At 65.9% G+C, this 21,803-nt stretch carries 15 protein-coding genes and 1 other RNA gene; 5 read left to right on the top strand and 11 right to left on the bottom strand.

Features of this window, described 5'->3' with window-relative positions; all coding sequences use genetic code 11:
* Window positions 1-8: 8 nt before the first annotated feature.
* The 6 genes from mraY to rsmH all read right to left on the bottom strand — a co-directional run bounded on the left by mraY (window position 9) and on the right by rsmH (window position 7,241).
* Entirely contained in the window at window positions 9-1,094 is a 1,086-nt protein-coding gene (gene mraY, locus FLL57_RS13150; RefSeq protein ID WP_013501578.1) for a phospho-N-acetylmuramoyl-pentapeptide-transferase, read from the bottom strand.
* A 10-nt stretch (window positions 1,095-1,104) separates the two neighbouring features.
* Window positions 1,105-2,544 (bottom strand): UDP-N-acetylmuramoylalanyl-D-glutamyl-2,6-diaminopimelate--D-alanyl-D-alanine ligase, encoded by a 1,440-nt coding sequence (locus FLL57_RS13155; protein WP_013501577.1) that lies wholly within the window; start codon window positions 2,542-2,544, stop codon window positions 1,105-1,107.
* Window positions 2,541-3,998, bottom strand: coding sequence for a UDP-N-acetylmuramoyl-L-alanyl-D-glutamate--2,6-diaminopimelate ligase (locus FLL57_RS13160; protein ID WP_142883119.1), 1,458 nt, complete (start codon window positions 3,996-3,998; stop codon window positions 2,541-2,543). Before FLL57_RS13160 ends, FLL57_RS13155 begins: the two co-directional genes overlap by 4 nt.
* Window positions 3,999-4,111: 113 nt before the next feature.
* On the bottom strand, window positions 4,112-5,866 hold the full coding sequence (locus FLL57_RS13165; RefSeq protein WP_013501575.1) for a peptidoglycan D,D-transpeptidase FtsI family protein: 1,755 nt from the start codon (window positions 5,864-5,866) through the stop codon (window positions 4,112-4,114).
* Complete coding sequence (gene ftsL / locus FLL57_RS13170; protein WP_013501574.1) at window positions 5,863-6,246, bottom strand: cell division protein FtsL; 384 nt, start codon at window positions 6,244-6,246, stop codon at window positions 5,863-5,865. The genes FLL57_RS13165 and ftsL overlap by 4 nt, the downstream gene beginning before the upstream one ends.
* Complete coding sequence (rsmH, locus tag FLL57_RS13175; protein ID WP_142883120.1) at window positions 6,243-7,241, bottom strand: 16S rRNA (cytosine(1402)-N(4))-methyltransferase RsmH; 999 nt, start codon at window positions 7,239-7,241, stop codon at window positions 6,243-6,245. Before rsmH ends, ftsL begins: the two co-directional genes overlap by 4 nt.
* A 493-nt stretch (window positions 7,242-7,734) precedes the next feature.
* Between rsmH and FLL57_RS13180 the strand changes: the two genes are divergently transcribed.
* The 3 genes from FLL57_RS13180 to FLL57_RS13190 all read left to right on the top strand — a co-directional run bounded on the left by FLL57_RS13180 (window position 7,735) and on the right by FLL57_RS13190 (window position 10,617).
* The gene (locus FLL57_RS13180; protein WP_013501572.1) at window positions 7,735-8,601 is read left to right on the top strand and encodes an N-acetylmuramoyl-L-alanine amidase; all 867 of its coding nucleotides are present in this window, start codon (window positions 7,735-7,737) and stop codon (window positions 8,599-8,601) included.
* A 61-nt stretch (window positions 8,602-8,662) separates the two neighbouring features.
* Window positions 8,663-9,119, top strand: an RNA gene (rnpB, locus tag FLL57_RS13185) — RNase P RNA component class A.
* An 88-nt stretch (window positions 9,120-9,207) separates the two neighbouring features.
* Complete coding sequence (locus FLL57_RS13190) at window positions 9,208-10,617, top strand: hypothetical protein (RefSeq protein ID WP_013501571.1); 1,410 nt, start codon at window positions 9,208-9,210, stop codon at window positions 10,615-10,617.
* 7 nt (window positions 10,618-10,624) lie between these two features.
* Here the strand turns inward: FLL57_RS13190 and FLL57_RS13195 are convergent, their stop codons facing one another.
* Entirely contained in the window at window positions 10,625-12,220 is a 1,596-nt protein-coding gene (locus tag FLL57_RS13195; protein ID WP_013501570.1) for a DHA2 family efflux MFS transporter permease subunit, read from the bottom strand.
* Between the two features lie 153 nt (window positions 12,221-12,373).
* A complete protein-coding gene (locus tag FLL57_RS13200) occupies window positions 12,374-13,639 on the bottom strand; it encodes an HlyD family secretion protein (RefSeq protein ID WP_047307068.1) in 1,266 nt (421 codons plus the stop codon).
* Between the two features lie 179 nt (window positions 13,640-13,818).
* Here FLL57_RS13200 and FLL57_RS13205 point away from each other — a divergent pair, with 179 nt between their 5' ends.
* Window positions 13,819-14,466: a TetR/AcrR family transcriptional regulator gene (locus FLL57_RS13205; RefSeq protein WP_142883121.1), complete on the top strand. Its 648-nt coding sequence runs from the start codon at window positions 13,819-13,821 to the stop codon at window positions 14,464-14,466.
* Here the strand turns inward: FLL57_RS13205 and FLL57_RS13210 are convergent, their stop codons facing one another.
* Entirely contained in the window at window positions 14,467-15,696 is a 1,230-nt protein-coding gene (locus tag FLL57_RS13210; RefSeq protein ID WP_013501567.1) for an extensin-like domain-containing protein, read from the bottom strand.
* A 123-nt stretch (window positions 15,697-15,819) separates the two neighbouring features.
* Window positions 15,820-17,775 (bottom strand): methyl-accepting chemotaxis protein, encoded by a 1,956-nt coding sequence (locus FLL57_RS13215; RefSeq protein WP_142883122.1) that lies wholly within the window; start codon window positions 17,773-17,775, stop codon window positions 15,820-15,822.
* 194 nt (window positions 17,776-17,969) lie between these two features.
* On the opposite strand from FLL57_RS13215, the gene FLL57_RS13220 reads away from it, so the two are divergent.
* On the top strand, window positions 17,970-18,209 hold the full coding sequence (locus tag FLL57_RS13220; protein WP_013501565.1) for a hypothetical protein: 240 nt from the start codon (window positions 17,970-17,972) through the stop codon (window positions 18,207-18,209).
* 37 nt (window positions 18,210-18,246) lie between these two features.
* Here the strand turns inward: FLL57_RS13220 and FLL57_RS13225 are convergent, their stop codons facing one another.
* Window positions 18,247-21,714 carry an autotransporter outer membrane beta-barrel domain-containing protein gene (locus FLL57_RS13225; RefSeq protein ID WP_142883123.1) on the bottom strand — a complete coding sequence of 1,156 codons (3,468 nt, stop codon included), beginning with the start codon at window positions 21,712-21,714 and terminating at the stop codon, window positions 18,247-18,249.
* Window positions 21,715-21,803: the final 89 nt, after the last annotated feature.

The raw sequence follows: 21,803 nt of genomic DNA on the forward strand, positions 1-21,803 counted from the left end.
TAACAACGTCACCGCAGCTTCAGCGTCGACAGGCCGGCGAGCGCCAGCATCACGGCGATGATCCAGAACCGGATCACGATCTGCGGCTCGGTCCAGCCCTTCTGTTCGAAGTGGTGGTGGATCGGCGCCATCTTGAACACGCGCTTGCCGGTGAGCTTGAACGAGGCGACCTGCACGATCACCGACACCGCTTCCAGTACGAACAGCCCGCCGATCACCGCCAGCACGATCTCGTGCTTCACCGCGACCGCGATCGAGCCGAGCATGCCGCCGAGCGCCAGCGAGCCGGTGTCGCCCATGAAGATCGAGGCCGGCGGCGCGTTGAACCACAGAAAGCCAAGCCCGGCGCCGAGCAACGCCCCGCACAGCACCGCGAGTTCGCCGGTGCCGGCGACGTAGTTGATCTGCAGATATTCGGCGAAAACCGCGTTGCCGGCCAGATACGAGATCAGCCCGAAGCTCGCCGCGGCGATCATCACCGGCACGATCGCGAGGCCGTCGAGGCCGTCGGTCAGATTCACCGCATTGCCGGCGCCGACCACCACGAAGGCACCGAACGCGACGAACGCCCAACCGAGATTGAGCATCACTTCCTTGAAGAACGGAATCACCAGCGAGCTCGACAGCGGCGCGCGGCCGAGCCACACTAGGGCGAAGCAAGCCGCGCCGGCGATGGTGAACTCGATCAGCAGCCGGGTGCGGCCGGAGATGCCGGCATGGGTCTGCTTGGTGACCTTCATGTAGTCGTCGTAGAAACCGACGAAGCCGAAGCCGAGCGTCACCGCCAGCACGATCCAGACATAGGGATTGAGCGGATTGGCCCACAGCACGGTGCCGACCGTCAGCCCGGACAGGATCATCAGGCCGCCCATGGTCGGCGTGCCCTTCTTGGAAACGAGGTGCGATTGCGGGCCGTCGGTGCGGATCGGCTGCCCCTTGCCCTGCCGCAGCCTGAGATTGTCGATGATCCAGGGGCCGAACATGAACACGAACAGCGCTCCGGTCACCATCGCGCCGCCGGTGCGGAAGGTGATGTAGCGGAAGACGTTGAACGCCGGAAACGAGCTGGACAGGTCGATCAGCCAATAGAGCATTCAAGCCGCCTTATACCGCAGCGTCGTCGCGCGCGGCCTTGCCGGGGAAGCGCTTTTCGATCGCATTGATAATCGTTTTCATGCGTGAACCGAGCGAACCCTTCACCATCACGGCGTCGCCGGCGCGGATCGCAGCGACGACCTGGGATTCGAGCGCGGTCGCGTCGCCTGCATAGCCCCCCCGTTTGCCGGAGGAAAGGGCGTCCCACAAATTGCGCATCAACGGACCACAGCAGAACACCAGGTCGATACCGTTGGCCCGGACCGCCGCTTCCAGACCGCGGTGCAGTTCCCCGGCGGTCGGGCCGAGCTCGAGCATGTCGCCGAGCACCGCGATCCGCCGGCCCTGCGCCCCGATCTCGGCGCGGCCGAGCACGCCCAGCGCCGCCGCCATCGAGGCCGGATTGGCGTTGTAGCTCTCGTCGATCAGCGTCGCCTCGCCGGACCCGATCGGCAGCGCCTTGCGCGCCCCACGCCCCACGGCGGGTTGCACCTGCGACATCGCCAGCGCGGCGAGCGCGAGGTCGGCGCCGACCAGCTCCGCCGCGGCCAGCACCGCCAGCGAGTTCAGCGCCATGTGCCGACCCGGCATGCCGATCTTGTAAGTGACGTCGTGGCCGAGAATGCTGGCGTGCACCGCCGAGCAGTCGGCATGCAAGGCGACGTCGAGCAACCGCGCATCGGCGGCGGGATCGGTTCCGAAGGTGACGATGCGGCCGACATTGGCACGCAGCGCATTGGCACTGAGCCGGTCGAACATCGGCGTGTCGCGGTTCAGCAGCGCGATGCCGCCCGGCTCGAGCCCGCTGAAAATCTCCGACTTGGCGTCGGCAATGCCTTCGACGCCCGAGAAGAATTCCAGATGCACCGGCTCCACCGTGGTGATGATCGCCACATGAGGTCGCACCATCTTGACCAGAGGTTCGATTTCGCCGGCGTGATTCATGCCGATCTCGAACACCGCGTAGCGCACGCCCGCCGGGCATCGCGCCAGCGTCAGCGGCACGCCCCAGTGATTGTTGAACGACGCCACCGAGGCGTGGGTCGGGCCTTGGGCGCCGAGCACACTGCGCAGGCCTTCCTTGGTCGAGGTCTTGCCGACCGAGCCGGTCACGGCAATCACCTTGGCCGACAGGCGCGAGCGCGCCGCGATGCCGAGTCGGCGCAGCCCTTCGAGTACATCGTCGACGACGAGCAGCGGCGCGTCGGCAGCAAACTTGTCGCGCTGCGCCTTCTCCACCACTGCCAGCGCGGCGCCGGCATTCAGTGCCGCAGCGACGAAATCGTGGCCATCGTGGACGTCGCCGCGAATCGCGAAATACGCGTCACCCGGCGCCAGCGTGCGGCTGTCGATCGAGATTCCGAACACGTCGCGCGGCAGCGTGCCGCTGCGAGTCGCGGCCATCGCCTCCGCCATCGCGTCCGACGTCCATAGCGGTTCTTTGCTCATGCGGCGCTCGCTGATAGCGCCGCTTTCGCGGCGTCGTGATCGCTGAACGGCAGCACGCGGTCACCCACGATCTGCCCGGTTTCGTGGCCCTTGCCGGCGATCACCAGCGCGTCGCCCGGCTGCAATTCGCCGATCGCGGTGCGGATCGCCTCGGCACGGTCGCCGATCGCGCGCGCGCCGGGCGCGGCAGCGAGGATCGCAGCGCGGATCGCGGCGGGATCTTCGCTGCGCGGATTGTCGTCGGTGACGATCACCGTGTCGGCATGCTCGGCGGCGATCGCGCCCATCAGCGGCCGCTTGCCGGCATCGCGGTCGCCGCCGGCGCCGAACACCACCACCAGCTTGCGCTTTGCGTAGGGCCGCAGCGCCTGCAGCGACTTGGCAAGCGCGTCGGGCTTGTGCGCATAGTCGACGAACACCGGCGCGCCGCGATGGGCGCCGACCAGATCGAGCCGCCCAGGAGCGCCTTCGAGATGTTCGAGCGCCGCGAAGCTCGCCGCCGAATCGCCGCCGGTGCCGATTACCAGACCGGCTGCGACCAGCGCGTTCTCGATCTGGAACTCGCCGACCAGCGGCAGCTTGATGCTGTAGCGACGGCCGGCATGCGCGACCGTTAGGATTTGGGCGAAGCCATCGATGGCCGCATCGATCAGCGCGATCCCCTCGCCCGGATCGCCGTTGCGACCGATGGTGATCAGCCGCAGGCCGCGCGCCCCGGCCGCCTCGATCACCTCTGCCGAGCAGTCGTGATCGGCGGCGATCACCGCGGCGCCGCCGTCCTGCACCAGGTGGCGGAACAGCCGCAGCTTGGCATTCAGATAGTGCGCGACCGTGGGGTGATAATCCATATGGTCGCGCGACAGGTTGGTGAAGCCGCCGGCGGCGACGCGGACGCCGTCGAGCCGGAACTGATCGAGCCCGTGCGACGACGCCTCCAGCGCCAGATGGGTGATGCCCTCGCCCGCGATCTCGTCCAGCGAGCGATGCAGCGCGATCGGGTCCGGCGTGGTCAGCGAGCCGTAAACGCTGCGCGTCGGCGTCACCAGCCCGATGGTGCCGATGCTGGCGGAGGCATGGCCGAGCCGCTGCCAGATCTGCCGGGTGAAGGCCGCAACCGAGGTCTTGCCGCTGGTGCCGGTGACCGCGGCGATCACCTCCGGCTGCCGCGGATAGAATCGCGCCGCGGCCTGCGCCAGCGCCAGTCGCGGGTTCGAGAGCTGTACGAACGGTACTGCGAGATCGCCGGCCGGCGGATGCTCGCCTGCGACCGCCACGGCCCCCGCGGCGACAGCCGCGGCGACGAACCGCGCGCCGTCGGTCTTCGCACCGGCGAGCGCGAAGAACAGATCACCCGGCCGCACCGCGCGGCTGTCGACGGCGAGTCCGCCGATGGGGCGGTCGGCCGCCGACGCGGCGATCTCGGTTTCGGCGCTGAACAGGTCGCGGAGCTTCATGGTCCTCGGGCGTCCGATTCGAGACAGATGTTCTCACGCCTACGAGGCTTTTAGCGCAAGCAGCGCGCGGCGCAAAACGGCAGGGATGGCGGCCGGCGCGGCACGCCGCGCCGCTAGTGGCCGGCCCGCGATGCCGCAAGAATGAGGCGGTCCGGCGGCGGCAGGTCGAACCGCGGCTCGATGCCGAGCAGCGGCGCGATTCGTTCGATCACCTTGCCGCCGGTCGGCACCGCGTTCCACCCCGAGGTGATGAAGCCATGGGTCTCGGGCAACGCCTTCGGCTCGTCGAGCATCACCAGCACCTGGTATTGCGGATTGTCGGCCGGCAGGATCGCGGTGAACGAGTTGAGCACCTGCTTCTTGGCGTAGCGGCCGTTCACCACCTTTTCCGAGGTGCCGGTCTTGCCGCCGATGTAGTAGCCCTTGGCGATCTGGTCGGCAGTCTTGGCGGTGCCGATCTCGGCGTTGAGCCGCATCAGATAGCGGATCTTGTCGCTGGTCTCCTTCTTGACCACCCGCTTGGCGAATTTTTGCGCGTCTTCCTCGGTGCGCTTGAGGAAGGTCGGCGGGATCAGATAGCCGCCGTTCACCATCGCGTTGATCCCCATCACCGCCTGCAGCGGCGCCACCGCCACGCCGTGGCCGAACGAGATGGTGATGGTGTTGAGTTCACTCCAGCGCTTGGGCACCAGCGGCGACGCGCTCTCCGGCAGTTCGGTGCGCAACCGGTCGAGCTGGCCAACCTTCTTCAGGAACGCCTTGTGCGCGTCGACGCCCATCGACAACGCCACCCGCGCGGCCCCGACGTTCGACGAATAGGTGAACACTTCCGACAGCGAAATCGCGCGGCCCATGTTGTGGGAGTCGTGGATCTTGAACTTGCCGTAGTGCAGCGGGCCGCGCGCGTCGTACATCGTGCTCAGCGACGCCTTGCCGGCGTCGAGCGCCATCGCCAGCGTCAGCGTCTTGAAGGTCGAGCCCATTTCGAACACGCCGGTGGTGAGCCGGTTGATGCGATCGGGGTCGTTGGCTTCGCGCGGATTGTTCGGGTCGAAATCCGGCAGCGACACCATCGCGACGATCTCGCCGGTGTTGACGTTGGAGACCAGGCCCGACGCCGCCTTGGCGCTGTACTTCTCCTTGGCCTTCAGCAGCTCGTCGCGCAGCGCATGCGTGACGCGGACGTCGAGCGCAAGCTCGACCGGCCGCTGCATCCGGTCGGAGGCGAAGCCGGCGCGGTGCAGGTCGGCGAGACCGTTGTTGTCGAGCCACTTCTCGATGCCGGCGATGCCCTGGTTGTCGATATTGACCAGACCGATCAGATGCGACACCTCGGCGGCGTTGGGATAGACGCGCTTGTTCTCGCGCAGGAAGCCGATGCCGGGGATGCCGAGCTTCTTGATCTCGGCCTGCTGACGCGGCGTGATTTCGCGCTTCAGCCAGACGAAGCCCTTCTTCGACGCCAGCCGCTCGCGTACTTCCTGGGTTTCGAGGTCGGGCAGCGTCGCGGTGAGCAGTTCCACCGCCTCGTCCTGATCGATCAGCCGGCGCGGCTCGCCGAACAGCGACGGCGTCTTGACGTCGGTGGCCAGGATCTGGCCGTTGCGGTCAACGATGTCCGGCCGCGCGGTGGCGACGGCGTCCTGCGACACGCCGCGGCGTGCACCATGACTGTCGCCGAACACAGCGATCGTCGTCAACTTGAACGCGATCACGCCATACACCACGGCGAAGGCGATCATCGCCAGCCCCACCCGGGCACGCGCCTTGGCGTCGCGGTCGACGTCGCGCCCGTAGATCAGGCTGCGGATCAGCCGTTGATGCCAATTGACGTGGTGGCCGACGAGCGGCAGCGAGGGCTCGGTCACTGGGCGGGCTCCGGAGCCGGCAGAGAGCCGGTGACGATGTCGGGATCGATTTTCTCGATCATCGAGGCGATCGGATCGGGAGCGTTGGGGTCGGCGATCGCCGGCGGCCGCGCAGGAAGGTTCTTGAGTTGATCGAATTGCCGCGCGGTGATCGGCTTCAGCTTGAGATGGCGTGCGGCGATCCCCTGCAGCCGGCCGGGCGCATCGAGCTGAGCCCATTCGGCGCGCAGCCGGGCGATCGCCTCGCGCTCCTTGCGCAGCTCGGCCTGGATCTGCAGCACCTTCTCGGTGCGCACCGTCGATTCCATCTTGATCCGGTAGACATAGGCCGCGGCGAACACCAGCATGCCGATCACCAGCACGTGCACGAGCCGCATCATCGGCCGGCCCTCAGCACGCTGGCGAGGGTCGGCCATCCCGGCAGATCGCCGGCAGCATGCGCCGGCGCTTCGGTGCGCTCGGCCCCGCGCAGCTTGGCGGAGCGCGCCCGCGGATTGGCGGCGACTTCGGCATCGCCGGCGACGATCGGCCGCTTGGCGAGCAACGTGAAGCTCGGCGCCGCCTGCGCGACCTCCGGCAGATGGCGCGAGCCGCCGCCGGTCTTGCTGCGCTCGGCCAGGAAGGTCTTGACGATGCGATCTTCCAGCGAATGAAACGACACCACCGCGAGCCGGCCGCCCGGCTTCAGGACGCGCTCGGCGGCGTCGAGCGCCTGATGCAGTTCGTCGAGCTCTTCGTTGACGAAGATCCGCAAGCCCTGGAACGTGCGGGTCGCCGGATGGATCTCGCCGGGCTTGGCACGCACCACCTTGGCGACGATATCGGCGAGCGCCTTGGTGGTGGTGATCGGCGTTTCGCTGCGCGCCGCCACGATGGCGCGGGCGACGTGGCGCGAATACCGCTCCTCGCCGAAAATGTAGATGATGTTGGCGAGATCGGTTTCCGAGGCGCGGGCGACCACATCGGCCGCGCTCGGTCCGTCGCGCCCCATCCGCATGTCGAGCGGGCCGTCGAACCGGAACGAGAAGCCGCGCTCGGCCTGGTCGAGCTGCATCGACGACACGCCGATGTCGATCACCACGCCGTCGACCATCGCGGCGCCCTGCGCGGCGCAAACGTCGGCCAGATTGGAGAACCGGTCCTGCACCAGCGTCAGCCGGCCGCCCGCTTCAGCGACCAGCCCGGCGCCGCCGACGATCGCGGTCGGATCGCGGTCGATCGCGATCACTCTGCTGCCGGCGGTCTGCAGAATCAGCCGCGTGTAGCCGCCGGCTCCGAACGTGCCGTCGACATAGACTCCACCGTCGCGCGGCGCGAGCAGGCCGACCGCCTCGGGCCCGAGCACTGGAACATGGCGCGAGTCGGAATGGCTCATGCGCGCGCCCCGTCCGCACTGAGGCCGCGTCCGTCCCGCGTCGCGCGGAGCTCGGTCGGGCTGCTCGTCGGCTTGCTGCAGGGCAATCGGCCCATCGTGCCTCGCCTCGTCCCATTGCGCCGGCCGAGCGCCGCGCCAGCCGGTCAAGACGACCGACGAACCCGGCGCTCCGCGTGGAATCTGATGGATTACCATCGGCTTATGGGGCGTCACTGGAAATATTGCCGGCAATTTGACACCGGCTGTTCACCTCTCAGTAACGGCGCTTACGCTTAAGAAACCGTTGACGGCTGGCGGTCGAAAAGCGGGGGGGAACGCCGCACCCGGCGCGCGCGTTCTGCTGCGCTGCAGGATGAGGAACCGGGTCTCGTCCACAGAAAATGGCAAAATCGTGAAGACTGCGCGTTGCGGGGAGCGCCGTGGACCAGGATAGTTACCGGGATGTTGCAGTCGGCGCAGCGACGCCGTTCTCCTGCCGGTATTGAGTCATCCGATGTTGTCAGGTTCGTTAGCGTCAGCCGGTGCCGAGTCGAAACGTCGACGTGCCCTCCCTTTGCCCAAGGGCATCGTGTCCATGCAGACCTTCACACCCGACTCGTCGATGGTGTCCGACGTGCTGCCGTCGCCGAACTACGGCGAGCGGAACAAAGCCCGCCGGCCGGACATGATCGTGCTGCACTACACCGGCATGCCGGACGTCGAAGGCGCGCTGACCCGGCTGTGCAAGGCCGGCACCGAAGTCTCGGCGCATTACGTCGTGCTCGAAGACGGCCGCATCCTGCAATGCGTGCCGGAATCCAAGCGGGCCTGGCACGCCGGCGTCGCGTCCTGGGCCGGCGAGGAAGACATCAACTCCTGCTCGATCGGCATCGAGATCATCAACCGCGGCCACGATTGGGGCTATCCGGATTATCCGCTGCGCCAGATCGCGGCGGTGATCGCGCTGTGCCGCGGCATCATCCTGCGCCGCGACGTGCCGGCGCATCGCATCGTCGGCCATTCCGACGTCGCCCCGGCGCGCAAGAAAGATCCGGGCGAGAAATTCCCGTGGCGGTCGCTCGCCGCCTCCGGCGTCGGGCTGTGGGTCGAGCCGGCGCGGATTGTGCCCGGGCCGGCATTGAAGCAAGGCACCGAGGGCGAGGAGGTGCGGCTGATGCAGCAGGCACTGGCCGACTACGGCTACCGCGTCCCGGTCAGCGGCAGCTACGACCACGCCACCGCCGACGTCGTCACCGCCTTTCAGCGTCACTTCCGCCCCGAGAAGGTCGACGGCATCGCCGACGCCTCGACGCTGGCGACGCTGCACGCGCTGCTCGCACGCCTCCCGGTCGAAGCCCGCGCCGTCGCCGCGCTCGGCTGATCGTTTGCTCCACGCACTTGCGGCTTGACGATCGCGGCCCGAGCCCGCATGGCTTGCCGCGTCAGTCGGCCGGACGGCCGCTCCCGCTAGGGCCGAAAGGCTGCGGGGGAGGAAAGTCCGGGCTCCATCGACATACGGTGCCGGATAACGTCCGGCGGGGGCGACCCCAGGGAAAGTGCCACAGAGAACGAACCGCTTCCTCTTTCTTCTCCCTCCCCCGCTTGCGGGGGAGGGTCGGGGTGGGGGCAGTAAGGGTGAAAAGGTGCGGTAAGAGCGCACCGCGTCGCCGGCAACGGAGACGGCATGGTAAACCCCACCGGGAGCAAAACCGAATAGGGACGGCATCGCGGATAGTTCGCTGCTCGCAGCGATAACTCCGCAGGGCGATGTCAGGCTCGCCGTCCGGGTAGGTTGCTCGAGGCGCTGTGCAAACAGCGTCCCAGAGGAATGGCCGTCGCGTATCGCATCCGCAAGGAAGCGGTGCCCTCCAGAACCCGGCTTACAGGCCGGCTGATACTTATCATGAAGGGCTCGGCGGAAACGCCGGGCCCTTCGCCACGCCAAAAGCCGAACTCACGCGAACACTAGACGATTGATTTAAGAATCATGATCGATCTTGCATTATTTATCATTGAACATTTAAGCCTCGCCGGCCTCACAATCGTGCTCGGCTTAATCTTGGATTATGTCAGTACGCCCACGCTCAAGAGGCAAGCTGTTGACTGGCTCAAGAAAGGGACCCTATCCATTCCTCTTCAAGAAATTCTATCCAATTTTCTTTCTGGCTTTCTATTTCGGATATTGGGGAAGGAGCTTTTCAGCATCCGATTCTTTGTGCGATCCAGCGCACTATCTTGCCTATTCTTCCTCGTTATCGTCGCACTTCAGTTCGCTTTCCAACGCGAACCATTGAAGCAATTCTCAAACCTCGGCCCTAGCCTATATTTAAGCTGCTTAGCGTTTACAGTCCTCCTCGCAACGAATTTTGTTATCGACTACATCTCCAATGTGCAGACGATTGTCTTCCTGAGAATGGCCTCCTACAAAGGACGCCCTATCGAAAGCATCGTGGCATTCTACTCCGACGCCCTGGTAACCTTGGCGATATTCACCTTCTTGTTCCCTGCAGCAATTCTGTTGTGCGCAGAAATACTTCTAGCTTCCAATACTAAGGTAAAGTTTGCACTGGTAGAAACTTCACCAAAATTCACTCAACTTATTGAGAGCATCGTCCCGAAGCCCATCCACGGGACCTTTAGCGCCGACTTAAACTTGCATGCTGTATCGTTCAAGCCGCTCAAGGGCGAGGGAACCAAAGATGACGACATCGAGGCGAAAGGACAGATCTACGTTTACGCAAAGGATCCTGAAGCCGCCATTTCGGTTGCCTCTCAGCAAATAGTTCGCATCAACAAATCCGCAAGAATACTGAACGAAACACCGTCCAGAATTGAAATTGAAGCAGAAGCCCCAACTCCGAGACTAACTATCGGACTCTTCAAAGCTCTCTATTACGAAAGCTATCGACGTTCGAACATCACGCGAGATGGATTTCTAGATATAGTATCTCTAGAACCAACAAGCCTCTCCGCAGACTCAATCACAAATCAAGCACTGAAGCAGATTGTCGACGGAGTAATGGTTTCGGCCCGATGCATTGACGGCACATGGAAGGAGATTGAACACCGAACCAAAAACTTTGAGGTGCCGTGCGAATCTTCAGGGGTGGTTCTGGACAATACAATTGAAGGACATCTCTTCACGCTGATGCGCACCGCATCTTCAGACGCAATTTTCCCGATTACGCCATTCTTCATGACATCATTCACGGCGTGCGCTTTGTACTACGGCGCTATCTTGATGAGTTTCCTTGGCATCGTCATACTCCGAAGCGCGTCCAAACTCTCTAAGTCGCAATATTTAGATTTCGAGAATAAGCCCTTCACAATTCTTGGAATGGCTGTATTTCCATTTCTGCTAATAGTTATTGCCTTGACCCAGCAATTTTTACTGTAGCATCGCCTCAATGCCCGTCCCCTGCCGCCGCAGCCATCGGGTTGGCCGGCTTGGCGAGCAGGAACACCAGCGTGCTGAGTCCGAGGTAGAACACCGTCAGCAGGAAGAAGGCGTCGCCGTAGCTCATCACCACCGCCTGGCGGTGCACGATCGCGGTGAGCTGTTTCAGCGCCATCATCGAGGCGTCGCCCATGCCCTGGAAGCGCTGGGTGAAGGTGTTGAGCAGTTCGACCGCCTGGGCGTTGCCCCAGGTCACCTTGTCGTGCAACCGGGAGATGTGGAAGTCGGTGCGGCCGTCGAGCGCGGTGTTGATCAATGCGAGGCCGAGCGCGCCGCCGAGGTTGCGGGTGAGGTTGAACAGGCCGGAGGCGTTCTTGACCCGGTGCGGCGGCAGCGTGCCGAGCGCGATGTTGTTGACCGGCACCATCGCCATCATCATGCCGACGCCGCGGAAGATCTGCGGCCACAACAGCTCGTAGAAATCGAAGTCGCGGGTGATCCAGGTCATCTGCCAGGTGCCGCCGGCGAACAGCAACAGGCCGACGGCGATCAGGATGCGCATGTCGACCAGCGCCATCAGCCGGCCGACCAGCGGCGCCGACAGGAACATCGCGATGCCGGAGACGAACATCGTCTCGCCGATCATCAGCGCGCTGTAGCCGCGCACTTCGGCGAGATAGCGCGGATAGATGTAGGTCAGGCCGTACAGCCCGATGCCGACGCAGAACTGGAACATGCAGCCGATCGCAAAATTGCGGTCGGTGAAGGCGCGGATGTCGACGATCGGCTCGCGCGCGGTCAGCACCCGCCAGAAGAACGCCACCGCCGACACCACGCAGAGGATCGCGAAAATGAAGATCGACTCGTCGTTAAACCAGTCGTTGCGCGGCCCCTCTTCCAGCACATATTCGAGCGAGCCGAGGAAGCCGGCCATGAAGCCGAGACCCCACCAGTCGAAATGATCGAGCAGCTCGTAATGCGGCTCGTCGAAATCGACCAGCGCCAGCACGCCGACGGTGATCAGGATGCCCGGCACGACATTGATGAAGAACAGCCAGTGCCACGACATCAGGTCGGTGATGTAGCCGCCGACCGTCGGGCCGATGGTCGGCGCCAGCGTCGCGACCAGGCCGATGATCGGACCGACCATGTTGAACTTGCTGCGCGGGAACACCGTGTAGGCCGAGGCGAACACGGTCGGGATCATGCCGGCGCCGAGAAAGCCCTGGATCGCCCGCCACACGATCATCTCGGCGATCGACGAGGTGAACCCGCACATCAGGCTGGCGAAGGTGAAGCCGGCTGCCGAGATCGCGAACAGGTTGCGGGTGCCGAGCGCGCGCGACAGGAAGCCGGACAGCGGGATCGCGATCACTTCGGCGATCAGATAGGCGGTCTGCACCCACGAGACTTCGGACGACGACGCCGACAGGCCGGCCTGGATTTCCGACAGCGACGCCGAGACGATCTGGATGTCCAGGATCGCCATGAACATCCCGAACACCATGATCAGGAACGCGATCAGCCGGCTCGCCGGAACGTGCTCCGACGGCTCGGCGGGCGCTTGGGCTGGTGCTGCGTCAGCGGTGGTCGATGCCGACATCGGCAAGTCCTCGGAGGAGTTCGCTCGTCCTCATCGTCATGGCCGGGCTCGTCCCGGCCATCCACGTCTTTGTTGCAGCGATCTCAGTCGGGCGTGGATGCCCGGCACAAGGCCGGGCATGACGAATGGGAGGCGCCCCGGCTGATCGGCCGCCTACTCGCCCGTCCGGGTGTCGACGTCGACATAGACCGACATGCCGGCGCGCAGCAGGTTCTCGCCCGCCACCTCGGCAGGGACGCGGATACGGACCGGGACACGCTGCACGATCTTGGTGAAATTGCCGGTGGCGTTGTCGGGCGGCAGCAGCGTGAACACCTGACCGGCCGCCGGCGACAGGCTGTCGACGACGCCTTCGATCTTGCGGCTGGAATAGGCGTCGACCGAGATATTCACCTTCTGCCCCGGCTTCAGCCGGCGGAGCTGGGTTTCCTTGAAGTTGGCGTCGATGTAGACGCCGTGGAGCGGCACGATGTTGGCCATCCGCTGGCCGGCGTTGATGAAATCGCCGAGATTGACCAGCCGGTTGGAGAACACGCCGCTGACCGGGGCGCGGACCTGGGTGAAATCGAGGTCGCGCTCGGCCTTGGCCAGCGTGCTCTGCAGCTCGACGAGCTGGGCGCGGGCTTCGGCCTGCTGCGCCCTGGTGACTTCGACGCCGTCGCGCGCGGCATCATAGGCGGCCTTGGCGGCGGCGACCGATGCGACGGTCTGGTCGCGGCCGGCCTGCGAGGTTTCGAATACCGCGCGCGAGGCGAAGCCCTTGGTCGACAGCGCCTGCTGGCGATCGAAATCCAGCGCGGCGCGCCTGGCTGCGGCTTCGGCGGATTCGAGCTGCGCCTGGGCCTGCTCCACCGCGCTCTGCTGCGCGGCGATCTGGCGGCCGATCCGGGCGATGGTGGCTTCCTGGGTGGCGATCTTGGCGCGGGCGGACGCGACCGCGATCTTGTAGTCGCCGTCGTCGATCCGGAACACCACGTCGCCGGCCTTCACCTCCGAATTGTCGCGCGGCAGGATCGCGGCGAGATGGCCGGAGACGCGGGCGCCGAGCGTGGTGTTGTTGGCGCGGACGTAAGCGTCGTCGGTGCCGACCATGAAGCGGCCGACCAGCATGTATTGCGTGCCGAAATAACCGAGCGCAGCCAGTGCCGCGATGCCGACGCCGATCAGCACGAACTTCTTCTTGTTCGGCGGCTTGGCGGCGGCGGGACGCGCCGGCGGCGCGATCGGCTCGGATTCGGTTTCAGGCTCCGGCGGATCGGCGAGCTTCAGCGTCGACGGATCTTCCAGCAGCGAGCGCAGCGTCTCGGCTTGCGAAGGCGCGGCGGGCTGGCCCGGATGCGGCACGCCGGGGTTCGGCGCAGCCTCGCTGCTTCCCGGCTCGGGACGCAGCGCGCGGGCAGCTTGGTCGCGTCCGGACATCGGATTCTCCTGAACTCAGCTCGCACGACGGAACGCTGCCGGGAACGGTATCCTAGCAGGAATTCTCATCTATCATTGACCGAACGGTTCGGTCAACATACCATGATGCAGTCAGGGTAGCAGGTGTGCGTTTCTGCTCTCGCCCCTATCCCCGTGATTTTACCAGACAGGCTGAACCAATGGTTTCAACGGCATCGGCGGCGCCGATTCACAGCGACGACGACAGCGCCAAGCGACGCCAGATCCTCGACGGCGCCCGCGCGGTGTTTCTGGAGTTCGGTTTCGACGGCGCCAGCATGGGCGAGATCGCCCGCGCCGCCGGCGTGTCGAAGGGCACGCTGTACGTGTATTTCGCCGACAAGAATTCGCTGTTCTGCGAGATCGTCGAGCAGGAGAGCATGGCGCAGGGCATGCTCTCCTTCGAGTTCGTCCCCGAGCGCGACATCGAGGCGACGCTGCGGGCGTTCGGCAGCGCCTATATCGCGCTGATCTGCAATCCGCGCGGCGCTTCGGCGATCCGCACCGTTATGGCGATCGCCGAGCGGATGCCGGAGATCGGCCGGCGCTACTACCAGCGGGTGATCGCCAACACCATCGGCCGTTTCGCGCGCTACCTCGAAGGCCAGGTCGCGGCGGGCGCGCTCACGATCGACGACTGCGAACTCGCCGCCGCGCAGTTCATGCAAGCCTGTCAGGCGACGCTGTTCCTGCCGTTCATTTTTCAGACCGCCGAACCGCCCTGCCCGGAGCGGATCGCCGGCGTCGTCGACAGCGCAACGCGGATGTTTCTCGCGGCGTACCGGGCCGAGCCGGGCGCCGGATCCTGACTAATCGTCCTCGGCCTCGTCGCGATCGACCTTGTGGCGCGAGGCGTTGCGGCCGATCGACCCGGTGACGCCGTTCCAGTTCTGGGCGCCGGCGTAGGGGTTGCGCTGCTGCAGCCGCTGCGCGATCACTTCGCCGGACACCGCGGCCGGCTTGCAGATCGAACGCAGATTGCGCCGGCGCATCAGATCGACGTGAATGTGATCGTAGTGATACACGTTCGACCCCGGCGCCAGCACCGTGCTGAACACGCGGCACGCCGAATCCTGGACGTCGTGCAGGAACGCCTGCTCCTCCGGCAATCCGCGCCAGCCGCCCTTGACGGTGATGCGGCGGCCGTCGGCCAGCACGAAGGCCGAGATGTCGAGTGCGTTGCCGAAGGCGTGTTCGGAGATGTGTGCGTTCGGATTGCCGTTCATGCCGCGGCAGGAATACGCCGAGATCTGCTTTATCTCGACAACGCGCTGGCCGAACCAGCGCATCGCCGAAGGCTGCACCGCTTCCGCCAGCCAGCGATCCAGCGCCGACACGATCGGACAGGCCAGCGTCGCCGTTGGTTTGATCGCCACCGGCCCGACCGAGCCGGTGATGCCGCCCTGCTGGCCAGGGCCGAGCCGCGGCAGCGGCCGCTCCGCTTCGCCGGGATAGCCGCCCTGCGGCGCCGCGCCGCGCGGATAGCCGGTGACGTTCTCGGCCGGCGGACGTTCGGCGGACGGCTCGCCTTCCGGCGGCAGTTCGATATCGTCCTGAGCCGGCACCACGCCCGGCGCGTTCAGCGACACCGGCGCCTTGCCGTAGCCGCCTTGCGGCGCGCCGTACCCGGCCTGCGGCTGAGTGCCGTAGTTCGGCGCGCGCGTCGGCGGTTCGGCATAGCCTCGTTGAGGTGTCGCGTAGTTCGGTTGCGACCGGCCGCCCGGCCAGCGCGGCTGGCCCTGGCTGGCGCCGCCGATCGATCCCGGCGGGCGAAGATCGTCGGCGAAGCCGATCGCGCCGGTTTCGCCGAGCGCCGCCACCTTCAGCGGAAACTCGGCGCCGCAGACCCCCGGCCCGGAGATCGGATCAATCCGGACGAGATCCGGCCCTTCCCTCACCGCGCCCGATTTCAGGCACGCGATCTCGGCCTCGGCCCGCCACGGTTCGCGCTCGGCGATCTGAAACAGACCGCGACCGCAACCCGCGAGCGACACGAGGACGAAGGAGCCGACGAGATACAAACGAACTCCGCGCGTCATCCGCGCACAGTCCACCAATCTGATTAAAGAGAATTGAACGGTATCGGGCGACGATTTCTTAACCATGCGGGGGCGCGGAGCACAGCGTTCCGCAGCGCCTCGATGTCGCCGGTCTCACCCCGATCAGGCGGCCCGGACTTCGCTCAGGAAGGCTTCGACCTGGGTCTTCAGCGCCTCGCCGCTGCGCGACAGCTCGGAAGCGGAGTCGACCACCTGGGTCGCCGCCACACCGGTTTCGCGCGCGGCCTCGTTGACGCCGGAAATATTGCCCGAAACTTCGGTGGTGGAGCGCGCGGCTTCCGCGACGTTGTGGGCGATCTCGCGCGTCGCCGCGCTCTGCTCGCGCACCGCGCTGGCGATCGCGGTCGCGATCTCGTTGATCTGCGCCACCGTGCCGGTGATGCCCTCGATCGCCTGCACCGAAGATTGCGTCGCCTGCTGGATCGAGTTGATCTGGGTGGTGATCTCCTCGGTCGCCTTCGAAGTCTGCTCGGCCAGCGCCTTGACCTCGGCGGCCACCACCGCGAAGCCGCGGCCGGCATCGCCGGCTCGTGCGGCCTCGATGGTGGCGTTGAGCGCCAGCAAGTTGGTCTGCGAGGCGATGTCGCTGATCAGCGTCACCACTTCGCCGATCTTCTGCGCGGCTTCGGCGAGACTGCGGACCTCTTCGTTGGTGCGACCGGCCTGGTTGGCCGCCTCGCCGGCAACCCGCGCCGACTGATCGACCCGGTTGCCGATCTCGGTGATCGAGGCATCGAGTTCTTCCACCGCGGCGGCCACCGCCTGCGCGTTGGAGGTCGCCTGCGACGACGCCGCGGTCGCCGCCACCAGCCGGCGCTCGGATTCGCGCGCGGTGCCGACCATCGAGTCCGCGGTGCCGCGGAGTTCGGTCGCCGCCGAGCCGACCAGTTCGACCACGCTGCCGACGCCGGTCTCGAACCGCGCCGCCAATTCGTGCATCGCCTTGCGTCGCTCGGTTTCGTGGGCGATCCGCTGCTCGTCCTGCGCTGCGCGCAGCCGGCCGGTCTCGATCAGCCCCTCCTTGAACACTTCGACCGCCTGCGCCATCGAGCCGATCTCGTCGCTGCGGCCTCGCCCCGGAACTTCGACGTCGTGGCGGCCGCTGCTGATGTCGCGCATCGCACTCTCTAGCGCCTGGATCGGCTTGGCCATACCGCGGCCGAGCCACACCGCGATCGCGGCGGCGACCAGCACGGCGGCGATCGCCGCGAGCGCCAGCCACTGCATCGATTGCCGCTCCAGCGCCGCATAGGCGCTGGCGTCGCGTACGATCATCAGCACCGCGACCGGATCGCCGGAAAACCGTTTGAGCTGACCGAAGGTGGTGGCGATCGCCTTGCCCTCGGCCTCGCCCTTTTCGATCACCAGTTCGCCGCCGAACGCACGGCGTAGCGTCGCCGGATCCGTGACAGGGTTGGCGAGGCTCGACGCGATCACGTTGACCTTGTCGCCGTTGAGCTGAAGGATCGCGACATCGACGCCGAACCGCGCCTTCATCCGCTCGACGAAAGCCTTGCCGAACGGTGCGCCGATATCGACGGTGCCGATCACCTTGCCGTCCTCGATCATCGGCGTGGTGCCGAACACCGTGAGATTGTCGAGGCCGGGCTCGATGCCGCCGACCGCTTTGCCGGTGGTCATCGCCTGCACCACCATGGCGCGCCGCGACGACACGTCGTCACCGAACGTCTTGGGATTGTGAATGCGCATCAGCGTCGTCGCCGGCGGCACCTGGATCGTGTACAGCGACAGCCCGCGCAGCGTGGTCAGGTCGCGGCCGTCCTTGAGCAACTTCATCAGCCCGTCGCGGTCGCTCGCCTTGGTGAGTTCGCGTAAAGGCGGCAATGCCGCCAGCACGTCGCTCAGCGCCAGTGTCGTGCGCGTCTCCGCCTCAGTCGCCGCGGTGATGTTGGCGTAATCGGCGCGCAATTCGCGTTCCAACGCAACCTCGATCGTCGCCTGCTGCCGCCAGACGCTGAAGCCGGCCAGAACCACGCACGAGCCGATCGCCACCAGCGTGATGGCCACGATCATCCGGGCCGAAATCGATTTGAGCATTCCGCGGTCCTTTTCTGGTGCCGTCGCCGGAGTTCCGGCGCGGTTCACAACTACGTGGAAGGCCACAAGAAGCGGTTAACAATTACCTCGTAGAACTACGAAGAGTGAGATGAGCTCCGCCTCGGTAAGGTTGATCGGTTAGGTTAAAACCGAAATCGCGTTGACCACGCCGATCGGCTTTGTCAACTAGCCGTATGATCAAGGACGACGACTACGAACTCGACCGCTTCGGCAACCGCGTGCTGATCGGGCTGACGGCGGAGGAAACCGCCGAATATTTCCGCCTCGAGGAAATCATCAGCAAGAGCATGCCGCTGCCGCAGATGACGCGCGACGAATGGTACAGGCCGGAAGACTGTCGCTGGCTCGAACTATACGAAAAACACGAGTCCGCGCGTCGGCCGTTTCTCAAGAGCAGCAAAACGATGCACTGAGGGCGCAAGCCCGGGCTCCGACGGTGCGCTGACGCACTCACCAAGAATAGCGCAGCACGCCCTTGCCGGCATAGCTGCGGGTGACATCCGAGAATTCGCCCTCGAACGCCGCCGCGACCGAGAAGCCGTTCAGCCAACTCACTTCCGCCGACACCGTGGTCAGCGCCGCGTCCCGTGCTGGGCGAGCGCCGCTCACGACGAAGCTGGCGCCGGGCAGCGCCTGGAATGTCGCCGCGATCGAACGATCGACGTCGAATTCGTGCGCCCACGCCGCACGGCCGCGCAGCGTCAGCAGCGCGCCGTCCAGCGCGAACGATTTGTCGCTGCGCAGGCCGAGCTCGCTGCGCGTCGAGGTGACGGTCCTGGCGTCGTAGCCGAGCGCGAACACGCTGCTGCCGCCCACCGCCCGCTCGGTATAGGCCGGCAGATCGAAGGCGGTGACCTGCGCGGCGGCGTAGGGCGCGAGGCCAACGCCGCCGAACGCCGGTGCAACCCAGCGATGGCCGGCTTCGACACGGGCCGAATAGGCGTGGGCGTTGAAGTCGGCACGGAGCTGATTGAAGCCGCCGACGACGACCGTCCGTTCCGTGGTGATGTCCTGCCAGCCATAGGCGGCGGCGGCGGTGAGATAGCTGGCGCCGAAGCTGTGGCGGAGGAAGCCGCCGACCTGCACCAGATCGGAACGCCCCGAGCCGAGTCCGTTCGCCAGACCGAACTGGGTGGCGCCGCCCGCCATCGCGAAGCCGGCGACGGTCTGCGACGACAGCCAGTAATCGGCGCCGGCGGCGATGCCGGCGAGCCGGCTGGTCGCGGTCGCGGAGCCGAGCGAGCCATTGCCGTCGGTGGTCTGCGCGCCGCCGAAGCCGGCGGCCCACATGTTCCAGCGCGGCTCGAACGCCGCCGGCACCGGAGCGTTGGCCATCATCGCATTCGCGTCGCGCACTGCGCCGGCACTCGTCGCGGCGAACGGCAGCGGCCGGCTGGTCGCACCCGGCGGCTCGCGGCCGTTGCCGAGCGGATCGGTCAGCAGACCCATGAACTGCGTCATGGCGTTGAAGGTCGACTGCTGCGCGCCGGTGGCGGTCTCGCCCGACACGGCGCTTAGCCCGCTCGCGTTCAGTGCGCCGAACACGATCGGAATTCTGCCGGTCCGCGTGAAGTAGTTCGTCAGCGCATTGGCGACCGCGGTCTGGTTGGCGTTGAGGCCGCTGTTGACAACCGGAGGCGTCGGTCCGGGCGGCGCCGGCGGCGTGTAGTCGAGCACCAGATTGAGATAGGCGTTGTTGGCGTCGTAGCCGAGGCTCGATTTGAAGCCGGACGGCAGGTTGGTGTTGACCAGCGTCCCGAACGTCCCGGCGATGCCGCCGGTCGCGTTGACGATGGTGTATTGCCGCTCGACATAGCCGCCGGCGGCGAACGACGCATTCACCGTCGCACCGCCGAGCGTCGCAATGCCGGTTACGTTGACGCGATCGGCGCTGGTCGGCGACACCTCGACCATGTAGCTCGACGCCGCGGTGAAGACGAGGTTGCCGCTGACATTCAGCGTGCCGATCGAATTGCCCGGCGCCAGCGCGCCGCCATTGATCAGCGTGGCACCGACGGTGCCGTTGCCGCCGAGCGCCGCGCCGGCATTCACCGTCGTGAGCGACGACGACGCGATCGAGCCGTTGACGCTGAGCGTGCCGGCCTCGACCGTGGTGGCGCCAGTGTAGCTGCTGATGCCGCTCAGCGACAGATTGCCGGCGCCGCGCTTGATCAGTTGGCCGCCGCCGGAGATCGCACCGCCGAAACTGGTCGCGTCCGAGCGGTTGAACGCCAGCGTCGCGCTGTTGCTGACATCGCCGACGATCGACCCCGACGTGCCGCCGTCACCGATCTGCAGTGTGCCGCTGGAGACGGTGGTGCCCCCGGTGTACGTATTGCTCCCGGTCAACGTGAAAACGCCACTGCCGCCGCTACCGCCGAAGCTGATCAGATTGCCTGTGCCCGAAATCGAACCACCAAACGTGTTGGCATCGGAGCGGGCGAGCTGCAGCGTTCCGTTGTTGACGACATTGCCGACGATCCACCCCGTGGTGCCGCCATTGCCGACCTGCAAGAAGCCGCTGCTGATGGTCGTGCCGCCGGTGTAGGTGTTGTCGCCGAACAGGATCAGCGCGTCGTTGCCGAGCTTGGTGACGCTGCCGGTGCCGGAAATCACGCCGCCGAAGCCCGCGGCATCCGAGCGGTTGAACACCAGCGACGCATTGTTGACGACGTTGCCGGTGATCGAGCCGGTGGTGCCGCCGTTGCCGATCTGCAGTGTGCCGGCCGAGATCGTGGTGCCGCCGGTGTAGGTGTTGGCGCCGGTCAAGGTCAGCGTACCCGCCGCGATCTTCTCGAGCGATCCACTCCCCGAGATCACACCGCCGAAGCCGATCGAATCGTGTCGATTGAACTGCAGCACACCGTTGCTGACGACATCGCCCACGATCGAGCCGCTGGTGGCGCCGTTGCCGACCCGAAGCGTGCCGGCCGAGATCGTGGTGCCGCCGGTGTAGGTGTTGTTGCCGAGCAGCGCCAGGATGTCGCTGCCATACTTGATCAGGTTGCCGGTCCCGGAGATCGCGCCGCCGAGGCTGGTGCCGTTGCTGCGGTTGACGGCCAGCGTCGCATTGTTGGTGATGTCGCCGGTGATCGAGCCGCTGATGCCGCCATTGCCGAGTTGCAGCGTTCCGCCCGAGATCGTGGTGCCACCGGTGTAGAAATTGTCTCCCGTCAGCGTCAGCGTTCCGGTGCCGGTCTTGCCCAGCGCAAATTGTGCGCCGTTGTCGATCAGCGCGCCCGAGAATAACGTCGACGTGTTCAGGCTGCCGACCGTCAGGGTCTGCACCGGCGCGCCGGGCACCACCGTTGCCGCAACCGTCCCGCTGCCCGACAGCGATCCGATCGAGACCCCGCCCGAGTCGGAGCGCAGGGCCATCGTGCCGTTGTTCACGATTTCGGCCGTCCCTCCCGACGAGGATTGGCTGAACAGCAACGTGCCGCCGCTCTGGGTCGTGATGGTCGCATTGGCAGCGGTGCTGCTGCCGATGAAATCGATCTGGCCGCCGGCACCGATGAGGAAGTTCTGCGCATTGCCGGAGTTGTTGACGATGCCGGCGCCGCTCATGTTGAGCTGCCCGCCGGATGCGACTCCGATGGTATAGGTCGGGGCACCGGCGTCGAACGTGAAGCCTTCCGGGCTGCGCGTGACCGTCACCATCAGCAATGTCGACGCGCCGTTGTTGGTGAACACTGCCGTCGAACCGGTGTCGGGTACGGCTGCCGGACTGCTCCAGTTTGATGGATTGTTGAAATCCTGACCGGCGCCGACCCAGACCTGCTGCGCAGATGCAGGCACTGTGACTGCGACGAGCGCTGTCGAAGCCAGGAGCGCCAACAGCAGTGTCCGCCTTCGCGCAGCGCCCGCCCGATCCGTTGCCCCGGGCCTCAGCTCCTCACCGATTTCACCAACCTGCACGCAACTGTCCTGCCACCTCTCAGGTCATTGGCGACCTGATTCAGGAAACAGCCTAAAGGTTCAAGATCGAGATGCAAATAGGAACCATT

Origin of the sequence: Rhodopseudomonas palustris (assembly GCF_007005445.1) — a bacterium.
Classification (GTDB): Bacteria; Pseudomonadota; Alphaproteobacteria; order Rhizobiales; family Xanthobacteraceae; genus Rhodopseudomonas; species Rhodopseudomonas palustris_G.

Bases quoted from the DNA above. Each gene is read 5' to 3' on its own strand.
- mraY (WP_013501578.1), bottom strand. From the start codon at position 1,094: ATGCTCTATTGGCTGATCGACCTGTCCAGCTCGTTTCCGGCGTTCAAC.
- FLL57_RS13155 (WP_013501577.1), bottom strand. From the start codon at position 2,544: ATGAGCAAAGAACCGCTATGGACGTCGGACGCGATGGCGGAGGCGATG.
- FLL57_RS13160 (WP_142883119.1), bottom strand. From the start codon at position 3,998: ATGAAGCTCCGCGACCTGTTCAGCGCCGAAACCGAGATCGCCGCGTCG.
- ftsL (WP_013501574.1), bottom strand. From the start codon at position 6,246: ATGATGCGGCTCGTGCACGTGCTGGTGATCGGCATGCTGGTGTTCGCC.
- rsmH (WP_142883120.1), bottom strand. From the start codon at position 7,241: ATGAGCCATTCCGACTCGCGCCATGTTCCAGTGCTCGGGCCCGAGGCG.
- FLL57_RS13180 (WP_013501572.1), top strand. From the start codon at position 7,735: ATGTTGTCAGGTTCGTTAGCGTCAGCCGGTGCCGAGTCGAAACGTCGA.
- FLL57_RS13190 (WP_013501571.1), top strand. From the start codon at position 9,208: ATGATCGATCTTGCATTATTTATCATTGAACATTTAAGCCTCGCCGGC.
- FLL57_RS13195 (WP_013501570.1), bottom strand. From the start codon at position 12,220: ATGTCGGCATCGACCACCGCTGACGCAGCACCAGCCCAAGCGCCCGCC.
- FLL57_RS13200 (WP_047307068.1), bottom strand. From the start codon at position 13,639: ATGTCCGGACGCGACCAAGCTGCCCGCGCGCTGCGTCCCGAGCCGGGA.
- FLL57_RS13205 (WP_142883121.1), top strand. From the start codon at position 13,819: ATGGTTTCAACGGCATCGGCGGCGCCGATTCACAGCGACGACGACAGC.
- FLL57_RS13210 (WP_013501567.1), bottom strand. From the start codon at position 15,696: ATGACGCGCGGAGTTCGTTTGTATCTCGTCGGCTCCTTCGTCCTCGTG.
- FLL57_RS13215 (WP_142883122.1), bottom strand. From the start codon at position 17,775: ATGCTCAAATCGATTTCGGCCCGGATGATCGTGGCCATCACGCTGGTG.
- FLL57_RS13220 (WP_013501565.1), top strand. From the start codon at position 17,970: ATGATCAAGGACGACGACTACGAACTCGACCGCTTCGGCAACCGCGTG.